This window comes from Bacillus rhizoplanae (assembly GCF_917563915.1).
Lineage (GTDB): Bacteria > Bacillota > Bacilli > Bacillales > Bacillaceae_G > Bacillus_A > Bacillus_A rhizoplanae.
Genome location: NZ_CAKJTI010000037.1, coordinates 1 through 21088, shown reverse-complemented (window position 1 = coordinate 21088; position 21088 = coordinate 1). Strand labels below are relative to the sequence as shown.

The 21088-nt window shown below is 37.4% G+C and carries 22 protein-coding genes and 2 other annotated features; of the genes, 8 read left to right on the top strand and 14 right to left on the bottom strand.

The annotated features are described in order from the left end of the window. Positions 1 to 38 precede the first annotated feature (38 nt). A complete protein-coding gene (locus LRP84_RS20060; RefSeq protein ID WP_230576700.1) occupies positions 39 to 860 on the top strand; it encodes a hypothetical protein in 822 nt (273 codons plus the stop codon). A 34-nt stretch (positions 861 to 894) separates the two neighbouring features. On the opposite strand, the gene LRP84_RS20055 is transcribed toward LRP84_RS20060, so the two are convergent. From LRP84_RS20055 to trpE, 10 genes are all read right to left on the bottom strand, one after another. After that, positions 895 to 2229, bottom strand: coding sequence for an FAD-dependent oxidoreductase (locus LRP84_RS20055; protein WP_230576705.1), 1335 nt, complete (start codon positions 2227 to 2229; stop codon positions 895 to 897). 57 nt (positions 2230 to 2286) lie between these two features. Then, on the bottom strand, positions 2287 to 2775 hold the full coding sequence (locus LRP84_RS20050) for a GNAT family N-acetyltransferase (RefSeq protein ID WP_230576699.1): 489 nt from the start codon (positions 2773 to 2775) through the stop codon (positions 2287 to 2289). Positions 2776 to 2859: 84 nt separating this feature from the next. After that, the gene (locus LRP84_RS20045) at positions 2860 to 4356 is read right to left on the bottom strand and encodes an L-lactate permease (protein ID WP_230576698.1); all 1497 of its coding nucleotides are present in this window, start codon (positions 4354 to 4356) and stop codon (positions 2860 to 2862) included. A gap of 269 nt (positions 4357 to 4625) precedes the next feature. Further along, positions 4626 to 5378, bottom strand: a complete 753-nt coding sequence (gene trpA / locus LRP84_RS20040) for a tryptophan synthase subunit alpha (protein ID WP_230576697.1) — start codon at positions 5376 to 5378, stop codon at positions 4626 to 4628. Between the two features lie 3 nt (positions 5379 to 5381). Next, complete coding sequence (trpB, locus tag LRP84_RS20035) at positions 5382 to 6575, bottom strand: tryptophan synthase subunit beta (protein ID WP_230576696.1); 1194 nt, start codon at positions 6573 to 6575, stop codon at positions 5382 to 5384. Continuing rightward, a complete protein-coding gene (locus tag LRP84_RS20030) occupies positions 6572 to 7180 on the bottom strand; it encodes a phosphoribosylanthranilate isomerase (protein ID WP_230576695.1) in 609 nt (202 codons plus the stop codon). Before LRP84_RS20030 ends, trpB begins: the two co-directional genes overlap by 4 nt. Further along, the gene (gene trpC / locus LRP84_RS20025) at positions 7177 to 7938 is read right to left on the bottom strand and encodes an indole-3-glycerol phosphate synthase TrpC (protein ID WP_230576694.1); all 762 of its coding nucleotides are present in this window, start codon (positions 7936 to 7938) and stop codon (positions 7177 to 7179) included. Before trpC ends, LRP84_RS20030 begins: the two co-directional genes overlap by 4 nt. Further along, positions 7939 to 8964 (bottom strand): anthranilate phosphoribosyltransferase, encoded by a 1026-nt coding sequence (gene trpD / locus LRP84_RS20020; protein WP_230576693.1) that lies wholly within the window; start codon positions 8962 to 8964, stop codon positions 7939 to 7941. Then, the gene (locus tag LRP84_RS20015) at positions 8961 to 9548 is read right to left on the bottom strand and encodes an anthranilate synthase component II (RefSeq protein WP_230576692.1); all 588 of its coding nucleotides are present in this window, start codon (positions 9546 to 9548) and stop codon (positions 8961 to 8963) included. The genes trpD and LRP84_RS20015 overlap by 4 nt, the downstream gene beginning before the upstream one ends. Then, entirely contained in the window at positions 9545 to 10963 is a 1419-nt protein-coding gene (trpE, locus tag LRP84_RS20010) for an anthranilate synthase component I (protein ID WP_230576691.1), read from the bottom strand. The genes LRP84_RS20015 and trpE overlap by 4 nt, the downstream gene beginning before the upstream one ends. A gap of 51 nt (positions 10964 to 11014) precedes the next feature. Further along, positions 11015 to 11249: a binding site (T-box leader), on the bottom strand. Positions 11250 to 11291: 42 nt separating this feature from the next. Then, positions 11292 to 11530 (bottom strand) — a binding site (T-box leader). A gap of 301 nt (positions 11531 to 11831) precedes the next feature. Here trpE and putP point away from each other — a divergent pair. Then, positions 11832 to 13295, top strand: a complete 1464-nt coding sequence (putP, locus tag LRP84_RS20005; RefSeq protein ID WP_230576690.1) for a sodium/proline symporter PutP — start codon at positions 11832 to 11834, stop codon at positions 13293 to 13295. A 172-nt stretch (positions 13296 to 13467) separates the two neighbouring features. Next, a complete protein-coding gene (locus LRP84_RS20000) occupies positions 13468 to 13845 on the top strand; it encodes an Ig-like domain-containing protein (protein ID WP_230576689.1) in 378 nt (125 codons plus the stop codon). A 52-nt stretch (positions 13846 to 13897) separates the two neighbouring features. Here the strand turns inward: LRP84_RS20000 and LRP84_RS19995 are convergent, their stop codons facing one another. After that, positions 13898 to 14809: a DMT family transporter gene (locus tag LRP84_RS19995; RefSeq protein ID WP_230576688.1), complete on the bottom strand. Its 912-nt coding sequence runs from the start codon at positions 14807 to 14809 to the stop codon at positions 13898 to 13900. A 139-nt stretch (positions 14810 to 14948) separates the two neighbouring features. Here LRP84_RS19995 and LRP84_RS19990 point away from each other — a divergent pair, with 139 nt between their 5' ends. From LRP84_RS19990 to LRP84_RS19975, 4 genes are all read left to right on the top strand, one after another. Continuing rightward, positions 14949 to 15680, top strand: a complete 732-nt coding sequence (locus tag LRP84_RS19990; RefSeq protein ID WP_230576687.1) for an alpha/beta hydrolase — start codon at positions 14949 to 14951, stop codon at positions 15678 to 15680. Positions 15681 to 15771: 91 nt separating this feature from the next. Beyond that, positions 15772 to 16287: a YjcG family protein gene (locus tag LRP84_RS19985; RefSeq protein WP_230576686.1), complete on the top strand. Its 516-nt coding sequence runs from the start codon at positions 15772 to 15774 to the stop codon at positions 16285 to 16287. Positions 16288 to 16291: 4 nt separating this feature from the next. Continuing rightward, a complete protein-coding gene (locus tag LRP84_RS19980; RefSeq protein ID WP_230576685.1) occupies positions 16292 to 16714 on the top strand; it encodes a GNAT family N-acetyltransferase in 423 nt (140 codons plus the stop codon). Between the two features lie 344 nt (positions 16715 to 17058). Then, on the top strand, positions 17059 to 19125 hold the full coding sequence (locus tag LRP84_RS19975; RefSeq protein ID WP_230576684.1) for an ATP-dependent helicase: 2067 nt from the start codon (positions 17059 to 17061) through the stop codon (positions 19123 to 19125). 179 nt (positions 19126 to 19304) lie between these two features. Here LRP84_RS19975 and LRP84_RS19970 read toward each other — a convergent pair whose 3' ends face one another. Together LRP84_RS19970 and LRP84_RS19965 are read right to left on the bottom strand one after the other, a co-directional pair. Continuing rightward, positions 19305 to 19466, bottom strand: coding sequence for a cytochrome C oxidase subunit III (locus LRP84_RS19970; protein ID WP_230576683.1), 162 nt, complete (start codon positions 19464 to 19466; stop codon positions 19305 to 19307). Positions 19467 to 19539: 73 nt separating this feature from the next. Next, the gene (locus LRP84_RS19965; protein WP_230576682.1) at positions 19540 to 19899 is read right to left on the bottom strand and encodes a DUF1360 domain-containing protein; all 360 of its coding nucleotides are present in this window, start codon (positions 19897 to 19899) and stop codon (positions 19540 to 19542) included. A gap of 135 nt (positions 19900 to 20034) precedes the next feature. On the opposite strand from LRP84_RS19965, the gene LRP84_RS19960 reads away from it, so the two are divergent. Continuing rightward, positions 20035 to 20481 (top strand): CotY/CotZ family spore coat protein, encoded by a 447-nt coding sequence (locus LRP84_RS19960; protein ID WP_230576681.1) that lies wholly within the window; start codon positions 20035 to 20037, stop codon positions 20479 to 20481. Between the two features lie 53 nt (positions 20482 to 20534). Here LRP84_RS19960 and LRP84_RS19955 read toward each other — a convergent pair. Next, on the bottom strand, positions 20535 to 21088 hold a 554-nt coding region (locus LRP84_RS19955), incomplete at its 5' end, for a CotO family spore coat protein (RefSeq protein WP_230576680.1).

Here is a 21088-nt window from a genome sequence, read left to right as displayed (position 1 = left end):
TACTATTTATAAACTAACAATATAGACAAGGTGACAAAATGGAATTAGGAAACTTCTTTTTTACTATGCTTATTACAACCTTTATACAGTTAGCTTCGTTAGTAGGATGTATTATTTTAGTTGGATTTGTATTAGGATATTTAGAAAATCGTTCACGAACATATTGGACAAGAGCTTTTGGAAGAAACGGATTCCTCTTAACCTCATGGGTTGGAACACCCATTCATGAATTTGGACATGCATTTATGTGCGTCTTATTTCGGCATAAAATTGTAGATATTCAGTGGTTTCCAACGAATACAAGTAACGGGTATTTAGGATATGTGCAGCACGAATATAATCCTAAAAGTATATATCAAAAAATAGGTAATTTCTTTATCGGTATTGCCCCTATTTTTTCTGGAATTGCAACGCTAGTTGGCTTAATGTATTGTCTTATCCCCCACTCATACTCGGTATTTATGAATAGTATTGAAACAAATATTCAGCCAAACGGCGTCATGAGTGATATGATAAAACACACTGTTTTATCTTCTATCCTATTATTAAAAAGCATGTTTACTATTAGTAATCTATTAAGTCCTTATTTCTGGATATTTCTTATTCTGGCAATTTGCATCTCTACGCATATTGCCTTAAGTAAGCCTGACATACAAGGTGCATTAAATGGACTGATCACGATCTTCTTGTTCCTATTCCTTTTCAACGTTATAGGAGGCCTTCTTCACTTTGATAGTCATACAATTATCTCAAATATAGCGAAGTATAATGCTTACTTCCTTGCTTTTTCTAGCATCGCTATTTTATTTTCATGCATTACTGTAGCGATAAGTTATATCCTTTACCGAATGAAACGGTAATCTAAATAAAGCATCTCTTGAAAAAAGAGATGCTTTATTCTCCCCTTCTTGCTGCCTGCTGCAACGGATCCCACACACTGTTGTAAGGAGGAGAGTAACTTAAGTCCACGTCTTCTAAATCATGAATCGACATTTTATGGAACAGTGCCATCGCAAGTACATCTACTCTTTTATCCACGCCCTGCTCCCCTATAATTTGTCCGCCTAACAACTGCTTTGTGTCTGTTCGATACAATAATTTCATGTGCAGTGGTTTCTTACTTGGATAATACCCCGCTATGTTTGTCGCATCAATTTTTACAATTTCATATGGTATTTGTAATTGTTTCGCTTCTTTTTCATTCAAACCTGTTCGTCCTAATGTTATATCTATAAATTTCATAATCGCTGTCCCGACAATCCCTTTAAACGCTCTTCGTTTATTAACCATGTTCAGTCCTGCAATTCGTCCTTGTTTATTTGCCGTTGTTCCAAGCGGAATATGATCATGTTTTTCTTTTATAATATGATACTGCGTAGCACAGTCTCCTGCCGCATAAATGTCCTCTATATTTGTTTGCATATAAGCGTTAACTTGGATAGCGCCTTTTTGGTTTTTGATTATCTCTGTTCCTTCTAGAAAATCAGTGTTCGGTTTGACTCCAACTGATACTAAAACAAGATCTGTTTTGTATGTTCCTCGATCTGTTTCCACAGATTCAACATGCACTTTTCCTTGAAACGATTTTACGTTTTCATTTGTAAGTATTTCAATGTTATGTTTTTTTGCTTCTTCATGAATATATGCGGCCATATCCTCGTCGAAAACAGTACCCACATGTTGATTTCTTTCAATCATACGTACTTTTTTACCGAGTTCAACAAATGTTTCTGCCATTTCAAGACCAATTGCTCCGCCGCCAATTATAGTAACATGTTCAACTTTCTGATTATGAAGTGTCTCCATAATTCGCTTTGCATCCGGAATCGTTTTTAATAAATGAACCCCTTGTAATTTACTCCCTCTCCAGTCTGGCATAATCGGCTGCACTCCCGTTGCAATTAATAAACGGTCATATTCATATTCAAATGGTTGTAACGTTTGCGTATGTATACCGTGCACTTTTTTACTTGATGGATCTATACGTGTAACTTCATGATAAATTTTGGCATCAATGTGGTATTTGTTCCGAAATGTATCAACGTCCCTAGCAATTAGTTTTTCAGTAGAAGCAATAACCCCGCTAATCGCATAAGGAAGGCCACACTGCGCATACGAATATATCTCGCCTTTTTCTAAAGTTATTACACTTGCTTCTTGGTCATTACGGACAATTTGCATTGCTGCGCTCATTCCAGCTGCATCTCCGCCTATAATAACGTACCTCACCATATCACTCCTTCTCATCATCTATCGTTTACATTTCCCATATTCTTCATTTATCAGTCATTTTTTGCATTCATCATTAACATTGTGCACTTTTTTTAATAGGAATTTATACAAACATTCCCCCTCAATCATTCTTCCTGTATCTTTAAATCCAATATCTTCATACAGTTGCTTTGCAACTAGATTTTTCGGTGCAAAAGATAGAAAAATTTCATTACAATCAGCATCTTTTCTCATCTCTTCTATTACCTGTAATAACGCCGTTTTCCCATACCCTTTTCCTTGGTGTTTATGATCTATCATGAGTCTGCATATTTCAAAAAAGTTATGCTGTTCACAATATCCATACATTGTAAATCCAACCATTGTTTCATCATTGTATATCGTCTTCGTAATCCAACCTTTTTGAACTTTCGACTGCGCTAATGATAAAGCATTTGAAGCAACAAACTCTTCACAAATGAAATGTTTATCTTCTTTGTTTGTAGTTAAGAATATACATTCTATCCAATTCTCATTCGTGATCTCTCGCAAGCTTATACTCATTCCATTCTCACTCTTTCTTCTTTAATCTACGAAGTTATATATTTCTACAAACAAAAACACTTCTCCTACAAGAGAAATGTTTCTTTACATAATCAAATGCCACACCAAAACCTCCCCCAGCACAATCAACACAGCTCCAAAAATCATAAGCGTCGTCTTCTTCAATAATTCATTTTCCCGAAATGGAATGTTACATAAATACGCACCAAGCGTAATTCGCGATGGACAAGCAATTGTTGCAAAAGAAGAACTTGTATTTTGCACTGTTGTGACAAATTGCCACGGAAGTCCCACATTTTGTGCTGTCTGCATTTGTAATTTAATAAACATCGCGTTCGACCCGGCGTTACTTCCTGTTAAAAAACCACCAATACCACCGATAAATGGTGCAACGAAGACAAACATCATTCCAAATGTATGACCAGCTGCTTCTGCTAATAACGTATGCATACCTGATGCTCCCATTAATTCTGAAATGGCAATAAACATTGTCGTTGTAATCGCAAATGGTATCCATTGTTTCACTGTTTGCAACAATGACTGCCTTATTATAATAGAAGGAATACGGAAGAAAATAATGGTAAATAAACACGTAAGTCCAAGCCAGAACCCTGGTGAATACAATAATTCAAGTTTGTAAGAGTATGATGGTAGGTTAATAACAGCATATGATTGCAACATATGCTGAAATGATGGAATTAAGCGAGAGAGTAATATACATACTGTTAAAAATAAATACGGACTGATTATTTTTACAATGGAAACTTCTTGCTGCTGGGTGGCCGCATGTTCCGAGCACATTTCCCTCTGTTGTTTTGCTGTCATTTTAATAATGATAAACCCAAATGTTATCGTTACAATTGCACTTAAAATCCCAGCTAATTCAACGCTCACATATGCATTAGACAAATAAATAGATAGCGAGAATAATAGAAAAAATCCCGTTGCTTCTTTCCATTTTTGTGCGACTGCAGACCAGCCACCAACTATATATAAAGAAAGCATGATAAAATACGCAAATATCGGGATACTTAATAGCGCTGTACCAGATCCAAGTTGTACTAAAGGCATACCGATAAGCCCTGATCCAATAATTGTTCCAGTTGCCATCGCTCCCCATGAGCTTGCTAATAAACCGATAAACGAAAGTAAAACTGCTTGAAACGGCTTATAACCAAGTGAAATAAAAATAGGAGCAGCCACCATAAAACCAATTCCAAAGCCGCTTACCGATTCAATAAGAGGACAAATTCCAAAACACATGAGGAGCATTTGCAATAAACGATCATGTGTAACATGTTCCATAAAGCGAGCAACTTGATTGATATACCCCATTTTATTCATAAGGTGAAATAAAAAAATACCGAAAAATAAAACATATCCGACGATAAAACAAATTAAACCGCCCTTAATCGTTGCATGAACAACTTCCCCCATTCGCAAGCGAAACATCGGTGATAGTAAAACGATTCCGCTGCATACAACATAGGAAATTAACGAAGCTTTAAGCGATGTTTGCTTGAATACAAATAAACAAATAAAAATCATTACAATCGGAATAAGAGCCAGCAATACCGCCATACAATCATCTCATTTCTTGGAAGATACAATTGTATCCATTATATAACAGGAGATAGAATTTTCAATTAATTCCATGACAGTTCTCCATAAAATAATATTTGCTTCATATATCGGCGCTTTTTACAATATATCGACCATTCGACACAACATATCGGCGCTTCTACAACATTCGACATGAATACACCCCAAAGAGGCTACCTAAATAGGCAGCCTCTCCCTTCTATCCCGCATTAACGGGCAGTAAGACCCCCACTGACGGAAGTTTCACTTTATTTCACCGCGGCAATGAGCTCACGAATTTCATCTTGCTTTTCATTTTCTAACAGTTCAATCACTTTACTTCCGACCACAACTCCATCGCATACTTTAATCATTTCTTCTATTTGCTCCGTTGTTGATATGCCAAATCCTGCAACAACAGGAAGCTGAACATGCGCTTTTACCTTTTCTAAGTAGGTATGCAATTCTTGCTCGAAATCACGTCGTACTCCAGTTACACCTGCTACTGTAACAGCATATACAAATCCTTGTGATTCGCTTGTAATCTTTTCAATTCGTTCAATTGGACTCGTTACTGTTACAAGCGGAATAAGAGCAATCTGTGCCTCGCGCAGCATTGGTGCAATTATATCTTGTTCTTCATACGGAAGATCTGGAACAATAATCCCATCAACACCTGCTTCCATGCATCGCCCGATAAAACGTTCTTTCCCGAACGCTAAAATCGGATTGAAATATGTCATTAATACAAACGGAATTTGCACTTCTTGCCTTACTTCCGCAAGTGCTTGGAAGATTCCTTCAAGCGTTGTTCCGTTTTCTAGCGCTCGTTTTCCTGCCCTTTGAATGGTCGGTCCATCTGCAACTGGATCAGAAAAAGGAATGCCAATTTCAACAATGCTTGCCCCGGCTTCATCTAAAAAACGAATTTGTTCTTGTAAATCGCCATCTCCCCCCATTACGTACGGGATGAATGCTTTTTTCCCATTTTGAAATGCTGCAGTAATTCTTTCTACTCCCATCATTCACACCTCTTCCATATAACGTTTTATACTTTCAACATCTTTATCCCCGCGCCCAGACAAACAAATAACAAGTCCCTCATCTTTTTTCATAGTTGGTGCTAGTTTGAGTGCATACGCCACAGCATGTGAGCTCTCTAATGCTGGAATAATCCCTTCTTTTTTCGTTAACAACTGAAAAGCATGCAGCGCTTCTTCATCTGTTATCGAATGATAAGATACACGGCCAATATCTTTTAATAAGCTATGTTCTGGACCAACTCCTGGGTAATCAAGCCCTGCTGAAATTGAATGGGCCTCTTGAATTTGTCCTTCTTCATTTTGCAGAAGATACATCATAGATCCGTGCAGGACACCAACGCTTCCTTTCGTTAATGTTGCCGCATGCTTCTCTGTATGAATCCCTTTACCTGCTGCTTCTACGCCGTAAAGAGCAACTTCTTCATTTTGTACAAATGGATAGAACATTCCCATCGCATTACTGCCGCCGCCAATACAAGCTACAACTGCTTCCGGTAATTTCCCCTCTAACTCTGCATATTGCTTCTTCGTTTCCTTACCAATCACACTTTGAAAATCACGTACTATTTGCGGAAACGGATGCGGTCCAAGGACAGATCCCATCACATAATGCGTATCATGTACATGTGCGACCCAGTAGCGAAGTGCCTCATTTACTGCATCTTTTAACGTCCCGCTTCCTGCTGCGACGCTTTCAACTTTCGCACCTAATAGTTCCATCCGAAATACATTTAATTTTTGACGTTTCACATCCTCTTCTCCCATGAAAATAACGCATTCTAAACCAAGCAGGGCACATACAGTTGCTGTTGCTACTCCGTGCTGACCCGCACCAGTTTCAGCTACAACTTTTTTCTTACCCATTCGCACTGCAAGAAGCGCCTGCCCAATTGTGTTGTTAATTTTATGAGCTCCTGTATGATTTAAATCTTCTCGCTTTAAATAAATTTTTGCTCCGCCGCAATACTTCGTAAGATTTTCTGCAAAATACAGAGGTGTTTCTCTCCCGACATATGTTTGTAAATAGTGCTCTAACTCTTGCCCAAATGCTTCATCTTGCATTGCTTCTTTATATGCTGCTTCTAACTCTAAAACAGACTGCATTAACGTTTCTGGGACGTAACGTCCTCCATAAATACCGTAATGACCTTTTTCATCTGGATATGCATATTTCATCTGTAACACTCCTTCGCTTTTATTATAAATTTTTTTATTTTCTTGATATCTTTTTTGCCATTTGTTTCTACACCGCTGCTCACGTCAACCATATATGGCTGAACCATTTCAATGGCTTTTGTAATATTTTCAAGATGTAATCCACCAGCTAATATACATTTTTTTTCAATTGTATTTAACCGTAATAACTCCCATGAAAATGTTTTGCCATTTCCACCATGAAACTTTTCTTTTGGACTATCAAATAATATAAAATCAGTTTCATATTCTTCTGCTCGTTCTATATCTTCTCTCGAACTTACACCAACCGCTTTTATAGACGGAATGTTCAATCTTTTAATATGATGATTTTCTTCATCCCCATGCAGTTGTACATGTGTTAAACCACAATACGTTACAATCTTCTGGATCACTTCGATTGACTCATTTACAAAAACGCCAACTTTCATCACACTCGCCGGAAGCTCTTCAATAATTTGTTTCGCCTGCTCTGGCGTAATTTCCCGCTTACTTTTCGCAAACACAAATCCAATGGCATCTGCACCGTATTCACAGGCGGCTTTTGCTGTTTCGATGTCGGTAATACCGCAAATTTTCACTTTCATATCGTCACCTTCAGTGACTGAAAAAACTCTCCGACAGACGGTGCTGTCATGAACGCTTCTCCAACAAGAATTCCTTTTGCACCAGCTTTCTTGACACGTATAATATCTTCTTTCATATGAATACCGCTCTCACTAATCCAAAGTACGTTTTGTTCATTTAACCGTTTCCCGAGCTTTTCCGTTGTACTTAAATCAACTTTAAATGTTTTCAAATTCCGGTTATTTACTCCGATGACGTCAGGATTTAGCTCTAATGCTGTTTCTAACTCCTCTTCATTATGAATCTCTACAATTGCTTCTAAGCCGAGCTCCTTTACATACGCATACAACTCGAATAATTTTTCCTTTGTTAATGCAGCAACAATGAGTAAAATCAGGTTAGCTCCCGCTTCATATGCCCGGTCGATTTGAATTTTATCAATCATAAAATCTTTACATAATAACGGAAGGTTGCTTTGTGTTCTAACCGTTTCCAAATCGTAAAAGGAGCCCTTAAAAAATTGACTATCTGTTAAAACAGAAATTGCTCCAGCACCGCTTGTTTCATAGATCTGTGCTTGTTTGGCAACATCAACATGTAAGTTGATATCCCCCTTAGACGGTGAGGCGCGTTTTATTTCTGCAATCACAGTAAATTGCTGCAGCGCTTCTACAAGAGAATAGGATGTACGAGTTTCCTTCACTGGTGTATACGTTTCATATAACACGTCTACTTCTTTCTTTTTTTGCTCGATAATTTTCGTTAAAATGGTTTCCATTTAGTTCACCCTCTCTAACTTTTTATTACTTGCAGCAATTAATAGATTTAATTTCTCTAACGCCTTTCCAGAATCAATACTATGAGCCGCTAAGCGAATGCAATCTTCAATTGTTCCTGCTTTTCCGTTTGCAAAAAGAGCAAGCCCTGCATTGAATAACACTGTATCACGATATACGCTACCTTCTCCGCGCAAGACGTTTAATGTAATATTGGCATTTTCCTTTGCATTTCCGCCTCTAATGGCTTCGTTTTTCACACGTGAAAATCCATACTCTTCTGGGGAAATACTTACTTCGATAATCTTGTTATCTTTTAAAAGTGCTGCGTGATTCTCTCCTTGCAAAGATGCTTCATCTAAAAATCCACTCCCATTTACAACAATTGCTTGTTTTCTGCCAAGCTTTTGCAGTACCTTTGCTACTGGAAGTAACATCTCTCGTTTATAAATACCAACGAACTGTGTTTCTAAGTGAATTGGATTTGTAAGTGGTCCAATCAAATTAAAGATTGTTGGAACATTTAATTCTTTTCTTACTTTCATAATGCGGCGCAGTGCTGGATGCATCGCCGGTGCAAATAGAAAGGCAATCCCGACTTTCTCTAACAAATAATCAATTTGCTTTGGCGTACATGCAATATTGACACCGAGTTCCTCTAATAAATCCGCACTTCCCGTTTTACTAGAAACAGCACGGTTGCCATGTTTCGCAACTTTTACACCGGCACCAGCAAGCACGAAGGCTGATGTTGTACTCACATTAAATGTTTGTGCACCATCTCCGCCCGTTCCGCAATTGTCCATCGCACCTACAATATGATTAGAAAATGGCAATGCTTTTTCACGAAGAGCTCGAACAAGACCATATATTTCATCCGCCGTTTCTCCCTTTGCTTTTAACAATGCTAAAAAAGCAGCAATTTCACTCTCTAAAATATCCTCGCTTAATAGCGCAATCCCTGCTTCATACATTTCATGTTCCGTTAAATTCTGCCTCTCTACTAATTTTCGAAGATAGCGATTCATACTCTCTCCACCTCTTTCACATTAGATAAAAATGCCTGTATTAATTTTCCGCCTTCTTCAGTTGCAATTGATTCCGGATGAAACTGTAATCCGAAAAGCGGATAATAGTTATGACGAACTGCCATTATTTCTCCGTCATCCATCGCTGTAGCTAATACATCAAAACAATTAGGAAGAGTATGCTGCTCTGCTACGAGTGAATGATAACGCATCACTGTCAGCGGCTGTTTTACATATGAAAATATCGATGTACCATTATGTTTCACGAGTGACGTTTTCCCATGTTTAATCTGCTCTGCCTGAACAATTTCTCCGCCGAAAGCAGCAACAATTGCTTGATGCCCAAGGCAAATACCAAGAATCGGAACTGTTTTATAAAAATATTGAATCACTTTCATACAGATTCCCGCATCTTCTGGTCTTCCAGGTCCTGGAGAAAGAATAATTGCTTGCGGCTTCATTTCCTCCAATTCTTTGATCGTCACTTTATCATTACGTAGTACAACGATGTTCTCTGTGCTGGAACCTAACAATTGATACAAGTTATATGTGAATGAATCATAATTATCAATGAGGACTATCATTTCATTACCTCCAAGAGCGCTTTTGCTTTATTTAATGTTTCTTCATATTCGGCTACAGGATTCGAATCATACACAATACCAGCCCCTGCCTGTACATATGCTTTCTCATCTTTTACAACCATCGTTCGTATCGCAAGTGCCATATCCATATTCCCCGAGAAAGAAATATAGCCAACTGCTCCGGCATACACATTTCGTTTTTCTGTTTCTAATTCATTGATAATTTCCATTGCCCTAATTTTTGGAGCTCCTGATACAGTTCCTGCTGGCAAGCAATACGCTAACGCATCAAAGCAGTTCATATTTTTTCGCAATGTTCCGGAAACTTCAGATACAATATGCATCACATGTGAATATTTCTCGATTTTCATATATTTATCTAATTGAACTGAACCAACCTCACTCACCCGTCCAATATCATTACGCCCTAAATCTACAAGCATCATATGCTCCGCTCGCTCCTTCTCGTTTGCAAGCAACTCTTGTGCTATCTTTTCATCCTCTTCTTTCGTTTTTCCGCGTGGCCTTGTTCCTGCAATTGGATTCGTCATGACCTTTTCATCTCGTACAGAAAGTAAGCTTTCCGGTGAAGAACCGAGTACAACATAATCTTGAAAATCAATATAAAACATATAAGGAGATGGATTCGCGGTGCGAAGCCGGCGATATAACGCAAATGGATTTCCTACAAAATCACTTTGCAAACGCTGCGATAACACAACTTGAAAAATATCCCCTGCCCGAATATGTTCCTTTGCCTGTTCAACCATTTCGTAAAACCTTTCTTCTGTTACAGAAGATGTAAATGTTAAAGAAGCATACAGCTCTTTCACATGTTCTTCTGATTCATATAACAATTCCTGTTTATATGCTTGCAGCTGCTCATAAACTTCTTCATACGAGTCCATATCATCGCCTTGGTACACATATACAAACGATAGCTTTTGTCGTAGATGATCATACACAACAAACATACGATAAAGTAGCACATGCACTTCTGGAATATTTAATGGGTCAGACAACATTTCTCCAATATCTTCATATTGCCGAATGACATCATAACCAATATAACCAACTGCTCCTCCGCAAAACGGAAATGGACTCTCAACTTTACTTGGTGCAAGTACTCTTTCCAGTTCCTTTAATACGTTTCCGTTTCCCTTTTCAGTCACACCATTTATCGTAATCTCTACTTCCTTGCCAATACTTTTAATTTCTCCATAAGGATTACACCCTAAATAAGAATAACGTCCTTTATCTTGATGAAGCTGCGAGCTTTCGAGTAAAAATTTTTTCTCACCTTTCATACGGCGATATAAAGCAATCGGTGTCAAACTATCGCCTTCTTCTTCTTGAATAACAAGAAAGGTTTCCCCTTGTTGTTGTCGCATCATAAATTGTTCTTTCGTTATCATGACTGTCACCTCTCTATTCAAAATAAAAAAGTCCCCTGCATATGGAAATATGCAGAGGACGATAATTTTACCGCGGTACCACCTCTTGTTGGATGCAAAGCATCCCGCTTCTTCAGGTACAATATTATACCCAATCCTTGTAACGGCGGAACCCGGGTTGCCTACTTATAGTTCAGCATACCTCTCGTAAGCCCATTCCGTACTTGGCACCGCACCGGGCTCTCACCTACCCCCGGCTCTCTGGAACGTCTCCAATGTACGTACTCTTCTTACTCATCGATTTATTATATTCATTTTTTTCTATACAAAAAGGGAGTACTCATCCTATAAAAAGGACGGGTACTCCCGTGGTGCCACCTTAATTCGTTACAAAAGTAACGCACTTTTCCGTATCGAAATACAATACGTGTCTCTTGTAACGATGAGATCTTTTCGCCAAAGCCTACTTCTTTCGTTTCGGTTTGGAAGCTCCGAAGCCCATTCCATATTACTTTCATACTGATTCACACCAACCATCAGCTCTCTGCCATGTCCGTAATATGTACTCTTCTTCATCAACGCTTACGTTTTTAAATTTGAACTCATTATATGCTTTTCTTTTTTTAGAAGTCAATACTTTCCGAAATTTTTTTTATCTATACGTTAAATATTATATTGACAAAACATCTCATCTTTATGTAAAAATAATAAATACTCTATAAAAACAGCTGTTTATTGTCAGAAGATTTTATATCACAAAAATAAAAAACCTCAAAAAAACACTTACATTTCTGAAAATTCTTATTTGCGTGTGGATTTTTGCGCATAATCATGTTAGATTATATTTATGCAATACATCAAAAGATACTACTTAGGGAAGGGGACTAACATGAATACACAAATTTTAATTTCAATTTCGATCTATATGATCGGGATGTTAGTAATTGGCTACATTGCCTACAAACGAACATCAAACTTAACAGATTATATGCTTGGCGGGCGTACATTAGGTCCCGCAGTAACAGCACTAAGTGCAGGCGCTGCTGATATGAGCGGCTGGCTATTAATGGGGTTACCCGGTGCTATGTTTGCAACAGGTCTAAGCAGCAGTTGGATTGCGATCGGCTTAACACTCGGCGCTTATGCAAACTGGCTATACGTCGCTCCTCGCTTACGTACCTACTCTGAACTTGCAAACAACTCAATTACAATTCCAGAATTTTTAGAACATCGCTTTCATGATAAATCTCATATGCTACGCCTTGTTTCCGGACTTGTTATTATGATTTTCTTTACATTTTATGTAGCTTCGGGATTAGTTTCAGGTGCTGTTCTATTCCATAATACATTTGGAATGGACTATCATATGGGACTTTTCATCGTTGCCGCTGTTGTTGTAGCTTATACGTTATTTGGCGGGTTCTTAGCTGTAAGTTGGACAGACTTCGTGCAAGGGATTATTATGGTTGTCGCACTCGTTTTAGTTCCAATTGTAACAATTATGCATGTAAATGGTCTTGGACCAGCATTTCATACAATTCAATCTATCGACCCAAACTTATTAAATATTTTTAAAGGTACTTCTGTACTCGGCATTATTTCCTTATTCGCTTGGGGTCTTGGTTATGCTGGACAACCTCATATTATCGTTCGCTTTATGGCGATTTCATCTGTAAAAGAATTAAAAAGTGCTCGCCGTATCGGAATGAGCTGGATGATTTTCTCTATCGTCGGCGCAATGTTTACTGGACTAATTGGGATTGCTTATTACGCTAACATCGGTGAAAAATTAGCAGATCCAGAAACGATTTTCCTTGAGCTTGGAAATATTTTATTCCACCCGCTCATTACCGGCTTTTTATTAGCTGCCATTTTAGCAGCAATTATGAGTACAATTTCTTCACAGCTTCTTGTTACATCAAGTGCTGTCACAGAAGATTTATACCGAACATTCTTCCGCCGTTCTGCAACGGATCGCGAACTTGTTTTTGTAGGGCGTATGGCTGTTCTTGTCATAGCATTAATTTCAAGTGGACTTGCCTTTAAACAAAATGACACAATTTTATCACTTGTTGGTTACGCTTGGGCAGGTTTTGGTTCTTCCTTTGGACCAGTTATTTTATTAAGCTTATACTGGAAGCGAATGACGAAATGGGGTGCTCTTGCTGGCATGATTGCCGGGGCAACAACTGTTATTACGTGGACACAATTTGAATTTTTAAAAGATATGTTATATGAAATGATTCCTGGTTTCGCTGCTAGCTTACTTGCTATTATCGTTGTAAGCTTGTTAACAAAGCCAGCAGAAAACGTTCAAAAAGACTTTGAAGAATTTGAAAAAATAGCTTCTTAATCTCAGAAAAAATAATCCCCGCCTCTATTATATAGAAGCAGGGATTATTTTTTCTCGCTTACATACTGAATTTTCTGTAAATTAACAAATTCTTTATATTATCTTAAATTAATCCTAACATTTTTTATGTATAGTATAACCAAAGACATTATACAGAAGGGAGACCGTTCACATGTTATCATCATTTCGCCTACAAAAACACTTTACAACTTCTTCATATGCTAAAACACAAACAGATACACCTCATATTAAACTTGTTCCTTCTGTTGTGCCGGTCATCGGCGTACAACTAAACAAAGCTAAATTAAAACTAAAAATTGGACAACGTGCAGAACTCACAGCAGCTGTCCTTCCTTCTCTAGCAAGTAACCAAGAGCTAATTTGGACGTGCATGAATCCTCACATTGTAGAGCTTAATACCGCAAAGCATAAAGTAACTGTAACAGGAAAACAAGCTGGACGAGCTATTATTATTGTCACAACTGCAGAAGGAAAATTCCGTGACCTATGTACCGTCCACGTTCAGTCGTATATGACACAACCAAAATAAAGTGAAACTTCCAATAGCGGGAGTTTCACTTCTGTTCAATGTACAATAATAACTACGTCTTTTGCGTATAAACCGCACCTTCTACTTGCTCTTTATATACGCTTTTTTGCTGTTGCAGTAAAAATATAGATACACCGCATAATACAAGCAGACTTCCTATCACTTGCATTACATTTAATTTTTCACCTAGTAAGAAGAAAGCAAGAATTGTTGCACCAACAGGCTCCCCTAAAATACTCATAGATATTGTCGTCGCATTCACATAATTTAATAGCCAGTTATGAATCATTTGAGATACAGTTGGTACAGTTGCAAGTAAGAAAAATACAGTCCAGTCCCATGATGAATAACCTGTAAATGGAATTTGTAGCATCATGTTATAAACACTTAAAAATAAAGCTGCAAATGCAAAGACAGTAAAACTATATATCCAGTGGGATACTTTTTTCACTGTTGTTTGCCCAATGAACAAATATCCAACCACTGCAATCACACTTAAAAATGATAGTATATCACCTAAGATAGCTTCCCTACTTAGTCCTAAGTCTCCCCATCCAATACACCCTACACCAATAATCGCGATTCCCATTGTCGCAAGTGCAGCGAGTGTTGTTCTTTCTTTAAATAGGAAAAACCCTCCTACGAGAGATACAAGCGGCTGCAGTGCTAAAATAATTGTAGAACTTGCAACGGTTGTAAATTTTAACGATGCAAACCACAGAAGGAAATGCAGTGCTAAAAAGAAACCAGATCCAATTAAAAATCCCCAGTCCTTCTTTTGAATTCTCGTAAATTCCTCTCTCTTCTTCCAAACAATAGGAAACATAATAAGCACAACAATCCATAGCCGATACATACTTAAAATAGAAGATGGTGCTGTAGACATTTTTACAAAAATAGCCGCAAATGAAATCGTAATAATCGAAATCGCTAACGGCAGTGCAATTGATTTTGGTTGCTTCATATGTCATCTCCTTATCTATGCAAAATTCTCACTTCATTATAGCCCTTTCTTCTATTACTGAATACTAATTTTTTAGATTCTTCTCATTCTTATGCTAAAATAAAATTGTAGTAACTTTTGAATTAGGGGAGATTACACGATGACACAAACAGTAGGGAAAATTGAAGAACTTACATTTTACAGTAAATCATTACAAGAGGAAATTTCGCTTCTCGTTTATTTACCAGTAAATTTCACACCGCTTCATAAGCACACCATTGTTATTGCACAAGATGGAAAAGATTATTTTCAGCTAGGTAAAGCACATCGCGTTTTAGAAACACTTCGTGAAACAGAAGAAGTTGATCGAACTATTATTGTTGGTATTCCATATAAAGATGTACACGACCGAAAAGAAAAATATCATCCAAACGGATCGCAAAATGACATGTACATTCGCTTTTTAGCTCATGAACTTGTTCCATATTTAGATGAGAAGTACCCAACGTATCAAATGGGGAAAGGACGCGTTTTAATTGGGGATTCTTTAGGTGGTACAGTTTCATTTATGACAGCTCTTATGTATCCGCATACATTCGGTAAAGTGATTATGCAATCACCATTCGTTAATGAATCTGTGCTAGAACGTGCCAAAACATTTACTCAACCACAAACGTTAGATTTATACCATATTATCGGTACAGAAGAAACAAATGTAAAAACAACAGATGGCAATATTTCTGATTTTGTAGCACCAAACCGAGAATTACATGCTCTTCTCACAGAAAAGGGATTTACAACCTATTACGAAGAGTTCAATGGTAATCATACATGGAAATATTGGCAAAAAAACTTGCCACATGCATTTTCTCATATGCTATCAATGAAATAATACACAGTATTTTTCAGAATCATCTGATATAATAAAGAAGAGTTTTTTTTTACAAAACATTTTACGTTCAGACAAAGGGAGGAATTTAGAGATGAAACTAGGTATTGTAATTTTTCCATCAAAAATGATTCAAGATAAAGCAAACGGTCTGCGTAAGCGTTACGATCCACATTATGCATTAGTTCCACCGCACATTACATTAAAGGCACCTTTTGAAGTGGCCGATGAACAGCTAGGCGCTATTGTAACAGAGCTGCATACAATTGCAAGCAAAACAAACACGTTTACACTACATGTTGGAAAAGTGAGCTCGTTTGCACCTGTAAATAATGTCATTTACTTTAAAGTGGAAAAAACACCAGAATTAACATTTCTAAATGAAGAAATGCATAGCGGTATATTCACACAAGGTCGCGAATATGCTTTTGTGCCACACCTTACAATTGGACAACAATTATCAGATGCTGAACATGCTGATGTTTTAGGACGCTTAAGAATGAAAGATTTTTATTATGAGCAACCAATTGACCGTTTCCATTTAGTATATCAACTAGAAAATGAGACATGGACAGTATATGAAACGTTCCATTTAGGAAAGGAGCAGTAATAAGTTGCAAGCAAAATTCGTACAAAATGAAGAAGAGCTAAAAGATGCATTCTCCGTTCGCAAACAAGTATTTGTGGACGAGCAAAATGTTTCGTCTGAAGAAGAATACGATGAATATGAACATGTCGCAAAACATGTTGTTTTATACGACGAAGATGTTCCAGTTGGTGCTGGTCGTTTTCGTATCGTTGACGGCATAGGAAAAATGGAACGTGTTTGTGTCCTATCTTCCCATCGTCAAAAAGGTGCTGGAAAAATCATTATGAATGCGTTAGAAACTCTTGCGAAAGAAGAAGCTCTTCCAAAACTAAAGCTTCATGCTCAAACACATGCTGAGCCGTTTTATAATAAGCTTGGATATGAAACAATTTCTGATGTGTTTATGGAGGCTGACATTCCACATGTTGTGATGATAAAAAAACTATAAAAAGAAGCGCTTGCTTAGCGCTTCTTTTTATAATTTCTACAATCATCTTGCGTTTACGCACGCTCTCATCACATATGATTTTTCAACATATAAGTCGCTGCTATGCAGAAAACAAGTGACCTACACGTTTTACCGTTGCACGGGGCAGGAAAAGAGGCTGACCGCTTCTATGCACGGCCAGATCCTCTCACCCATCTAAAAAGAAAGGGGTTTTCATGTCGGTTTTTCAATTTGTATTTATATAATCCAAATTCAACAACATTAATGTCTCACTTTTTTACATTGCCATTTCCCCTATCTTCCGATAAAGTTATAAGTTGATGCTACTTATTGAAGGTGAAATTATGACTAAGGAAAATTTTTCGCAAAAATCATTAACACATTCGAATATACCTCGCGCAACTTATCATATTCCTAAAACATCTACCGAATTAATTCAGCAAAATGATGCGGATGTTACCTATTTTCGCGCTCTTGAAAAACAAGGAATATATTTAAATGAAAAACAATTAGAAGCTGTTCGTCAGACAGAAGGACCCGTTCTCACATTAGCTGGTGCTGGCAGCGGAAAAACGTCTGTCTTGACAACACGCGTTGGCTATTTAGTCAATGTAAAAGGCATTCACCCGCGTAACATTTTATTGCTTACGTTTACCCAAAAAGCTGCAGAAGAAATCCGAAGCCGTGTAGCAACATTACCTGGTATGACACCCGCAGCGAGCCAATATCTTGTTGCCGGAACGTTCCACTCTGTTTTCTTAAAATTACTTCGCAGCCAAGGATACAACCAACAAATTTTGGCAAATGAAAAGCATAAACAAATTATCGTAAAGAAAATTTTAAAAGAACTTCGTTTAAAAGATGACTATGATGCAGAAAGTATGCTAGCAATGATTTCACTTGAAAAAAATAAATTAAATAGACCGAAAGATGTACAAGCAAAAACACCTGTTGAACGTGAATTTCAAGAAGTATATCAACGCTATGAAGATGTAAAGCAAAGTCATCGCTATCTAGACTTTGATGATATTTTACTTGAAACGTTTTATTTGCTAGAAAACAATGCCGCATTATTAACACAACTACAAGGTCGCTTTCAATATATTGAAGTGGATGAATTTCAAGATACATCGTACGCCCAGTATGAAATTGTGAAACTATTAGCAGCACCGCAAAACAACTTATTTATCGCAGGGGACGATGATCAAGCGATCTACGGCTGGCGCGGAGCTAGTCATCAAATTATCCTTTCTTTCCCAAAGGAATTTGATGATACAACCATTATTACTTTAAATACAAACTATCGCTCCAATCCATACATTGTAGGACTTGGTAATGAGGTCATTAAGCTGAATCAAGAACGATTTAACAAAGAATTGTACACCGTTCACGAAGAAGGAATACAGCCATTTTATTCAAGGCCAGCAACAACATTAGATGAAGCGAATCAAACTTTACAACTTATTCAAGATAAAGTGGCAAGTGGTGAGCGAAACTATACAGACTTTTGTTTGTTATACCGAACGCATTCTGTAAGCCGTTCCTTACTCGATCAGCTTACGATTCATAAAATTCCGTTTGTCAAATACGGGGCAAGCCAATCGTTTTATGAACACTCGCTCATTAAACCTGTATTAGATCAGTTACGGTTAGCCTTTGAACCGTTTCGCTTAGAATCACTCGCAAGCATTTTGCCAACGATGTATATTGGACGTGATGAATGTATATCATTTATTGAACGAGAACAATGGAAATACGGTGAAGGTCGCTTCCCTTCCCTTTTACATTTTCTTTTACTTAATCCAAATTTAAAGCCGTTCCAAGTAAAGAAAATTAATGATCGTATTGATTTTCTAAAATTTATTAAAGAGCTCGAACCGAAAAAAGCATTACAAGAAATCATTAAAGGAAAAGGACAATATTTAGAATATCTGCAAAGCAATGACCGCTCTTCCTTTACAATGCAAAAAGAAATACAAGAAGAAATGCTTGAAGAACTCATTGAATCTGCAAATCGCTTTTCGGATATTCCAGCGTACTTAGAATTTATAAACACAGCTATTCAAAATCAAAAAGAAATGGAAACATTAAAAACACGAGCGCAGCAAGATGCTGTATCGCTTATGTCTATTCATAACGCCAAGGGCCTTGAATTTCCATGTGTTTTCTTACTCGGTGCAAGCGATGGGATATTACCGCATTCTTCCTCCTTAAAAGACGCAAACGATCGCGTCACTGATACTTCGGAAGCATTAGAGGAAGAACGGCGCTTAGCATACGTTGCTATTACGCGAGCAAAAGAAGAATTGTACATTTCTTCTCCGCAATTTTTTAGAGGGAAGAAACTTGATGTTTCTAGGTTTTTATTTTTGACAAGGGATGACTTACAAAAAAACAAAATAACAAATTAAATGATTTCTGCCTGAAACGCTACTACCTGAAACTTTCTGAAATACAATCATCCTGCAAAACAAAAAATACCTTGTTTTTCCTTACAAAGAAGATAAAACAAGGTATTTTTCATTTTATTTTTCATAAAATGAAACTTCCATCAGTGGGATTTTTTCATCCCCTAAACCTCTTTTGATTGTTACTGATTTTTCTTTTTATTTCCGCTACAGTTACAACCTTGTTTCTTCATATATCCTAGTTGTTCTAGTTGCTGCTGATTCAGCTGCCCTTGTTGCTGTTGCTGCATTTTGTACCAATATTGAAGATTATTGTATGGATTAGGTTGCTGATAATTCGCCATGGCAAACATCTCCTCTATTTTTTAACGCTCTCTTTATTATATGAACAACCCTTTTGTTTCGTTCCGTCATTTCTCAATTCCCCATCCATCGACTCACAATCGTCTCAATAATTGCTGCAACCCCAGCAACTGCTAACAACAAAATAATTGGCTCTGCTACTTTAGGAATCCATTCATAACACAAAAGCAATAGAGCGCTCGCCCATATTCCTGTACACCAATAGCAACTTAACAATTCACCAAAAAATTTACGTATGCCCGTTTCTCTTATTTTCATGTACGTTGAAACAGTACCATCCTCTTCTGTAATCTGTATTTCGTCAACAAAAGGCGCACGTATAAAAGAGGCAATCTTATCATAGACCAAAAGGTGTGTTAACCGAAATACTGCGAATGAGAAAATAATAAACATAAGCCAACTCTCAAAAAGCAAGCTCCTCATCCCCTTTTCTTGTCCTCTAAATAAAGGCTTATCTAAAAAAAAAAACAACTTGAGAGCAGTAACAGATTTACCCCGCATTCAATATTCTAATAGTGTAATCAAAACTTATGATAAGGAGTGAAAAGAATGGGTAACAATGATGACAAAAAGAATTTACGCATCAATTGCGTATGTGATGTTGTAAACTTCATCAATGAATTACAAGATTGTGCAACAGGCACATGCCCAACAGGATGTGATGTTCCATTCCTTGGTGCACATCAAGGCTCTAGACTCGCAAACACTCGCCCATTTGTGTTATATAACGGTCAAGGGGTTGCATTCGGTGCATATATTCCTTCTACTGATTCAGAAGTTTCATCTTCCATTCTTCGCGTAGAAAGCGTAGATGAATGCTGTGCAGTATTACGTGTATTAGAAGTACCGGGTGTACCACCTGGTCAAAATCCAATTTCTTATTTCTTAAACACCCCTACCGCTACACTACAAGCAACACCTGCTGTTGTAACTGTTGATTTAAATTGTTTCTGTGGAATTCAATGCTTACGCGACGTACACGTTGCAGGCGTATAATGTGTAAACCAAAAAACTATTGAGGTGGTAGGAATCCTACCACCTTTTCCGCATTATAGTCCCATTATGCGAATCGATACGACCTTTTCTATATCTAAACTAAAATTCCCCATTTGGTTTGGTGCCATTATTTGAAGCATCCTATTTTCATAAGAAGAAATAACCCCTACATAAGAAGCTTTATCCGTTTTCACCATACATTTCACCTTTGGTATATAATGCGGACGATTCAGCAAATAATAAATTTTTTCTTCGTTATTCATATTTTTAAACGATTTATTATGCCACGTGTCACTTGAAGATTCTACAAATCGTTCATCATTTTGTTTTGATTGATTCTCTTCTGCTACATTCGCGTGCGTGTTATGTTGATCAACGACATCTATCTCCTCTACATCTGTTTGCATGGTTTCTTGACCAACGACATCTATCTCCTCTACATCTGTTTGCATGGTTTCTTGACCAACGACATCTATCTCCTCTACATCTGTTTGCATGGTTTCTTGACCAACGACATCTATCTCCTCTACATCTGTTTGCATGGTTTCTTGACCAACGACATCTATCTCCTCTACATCTGTTTGCATGGTTTCTTGACCAACGACAT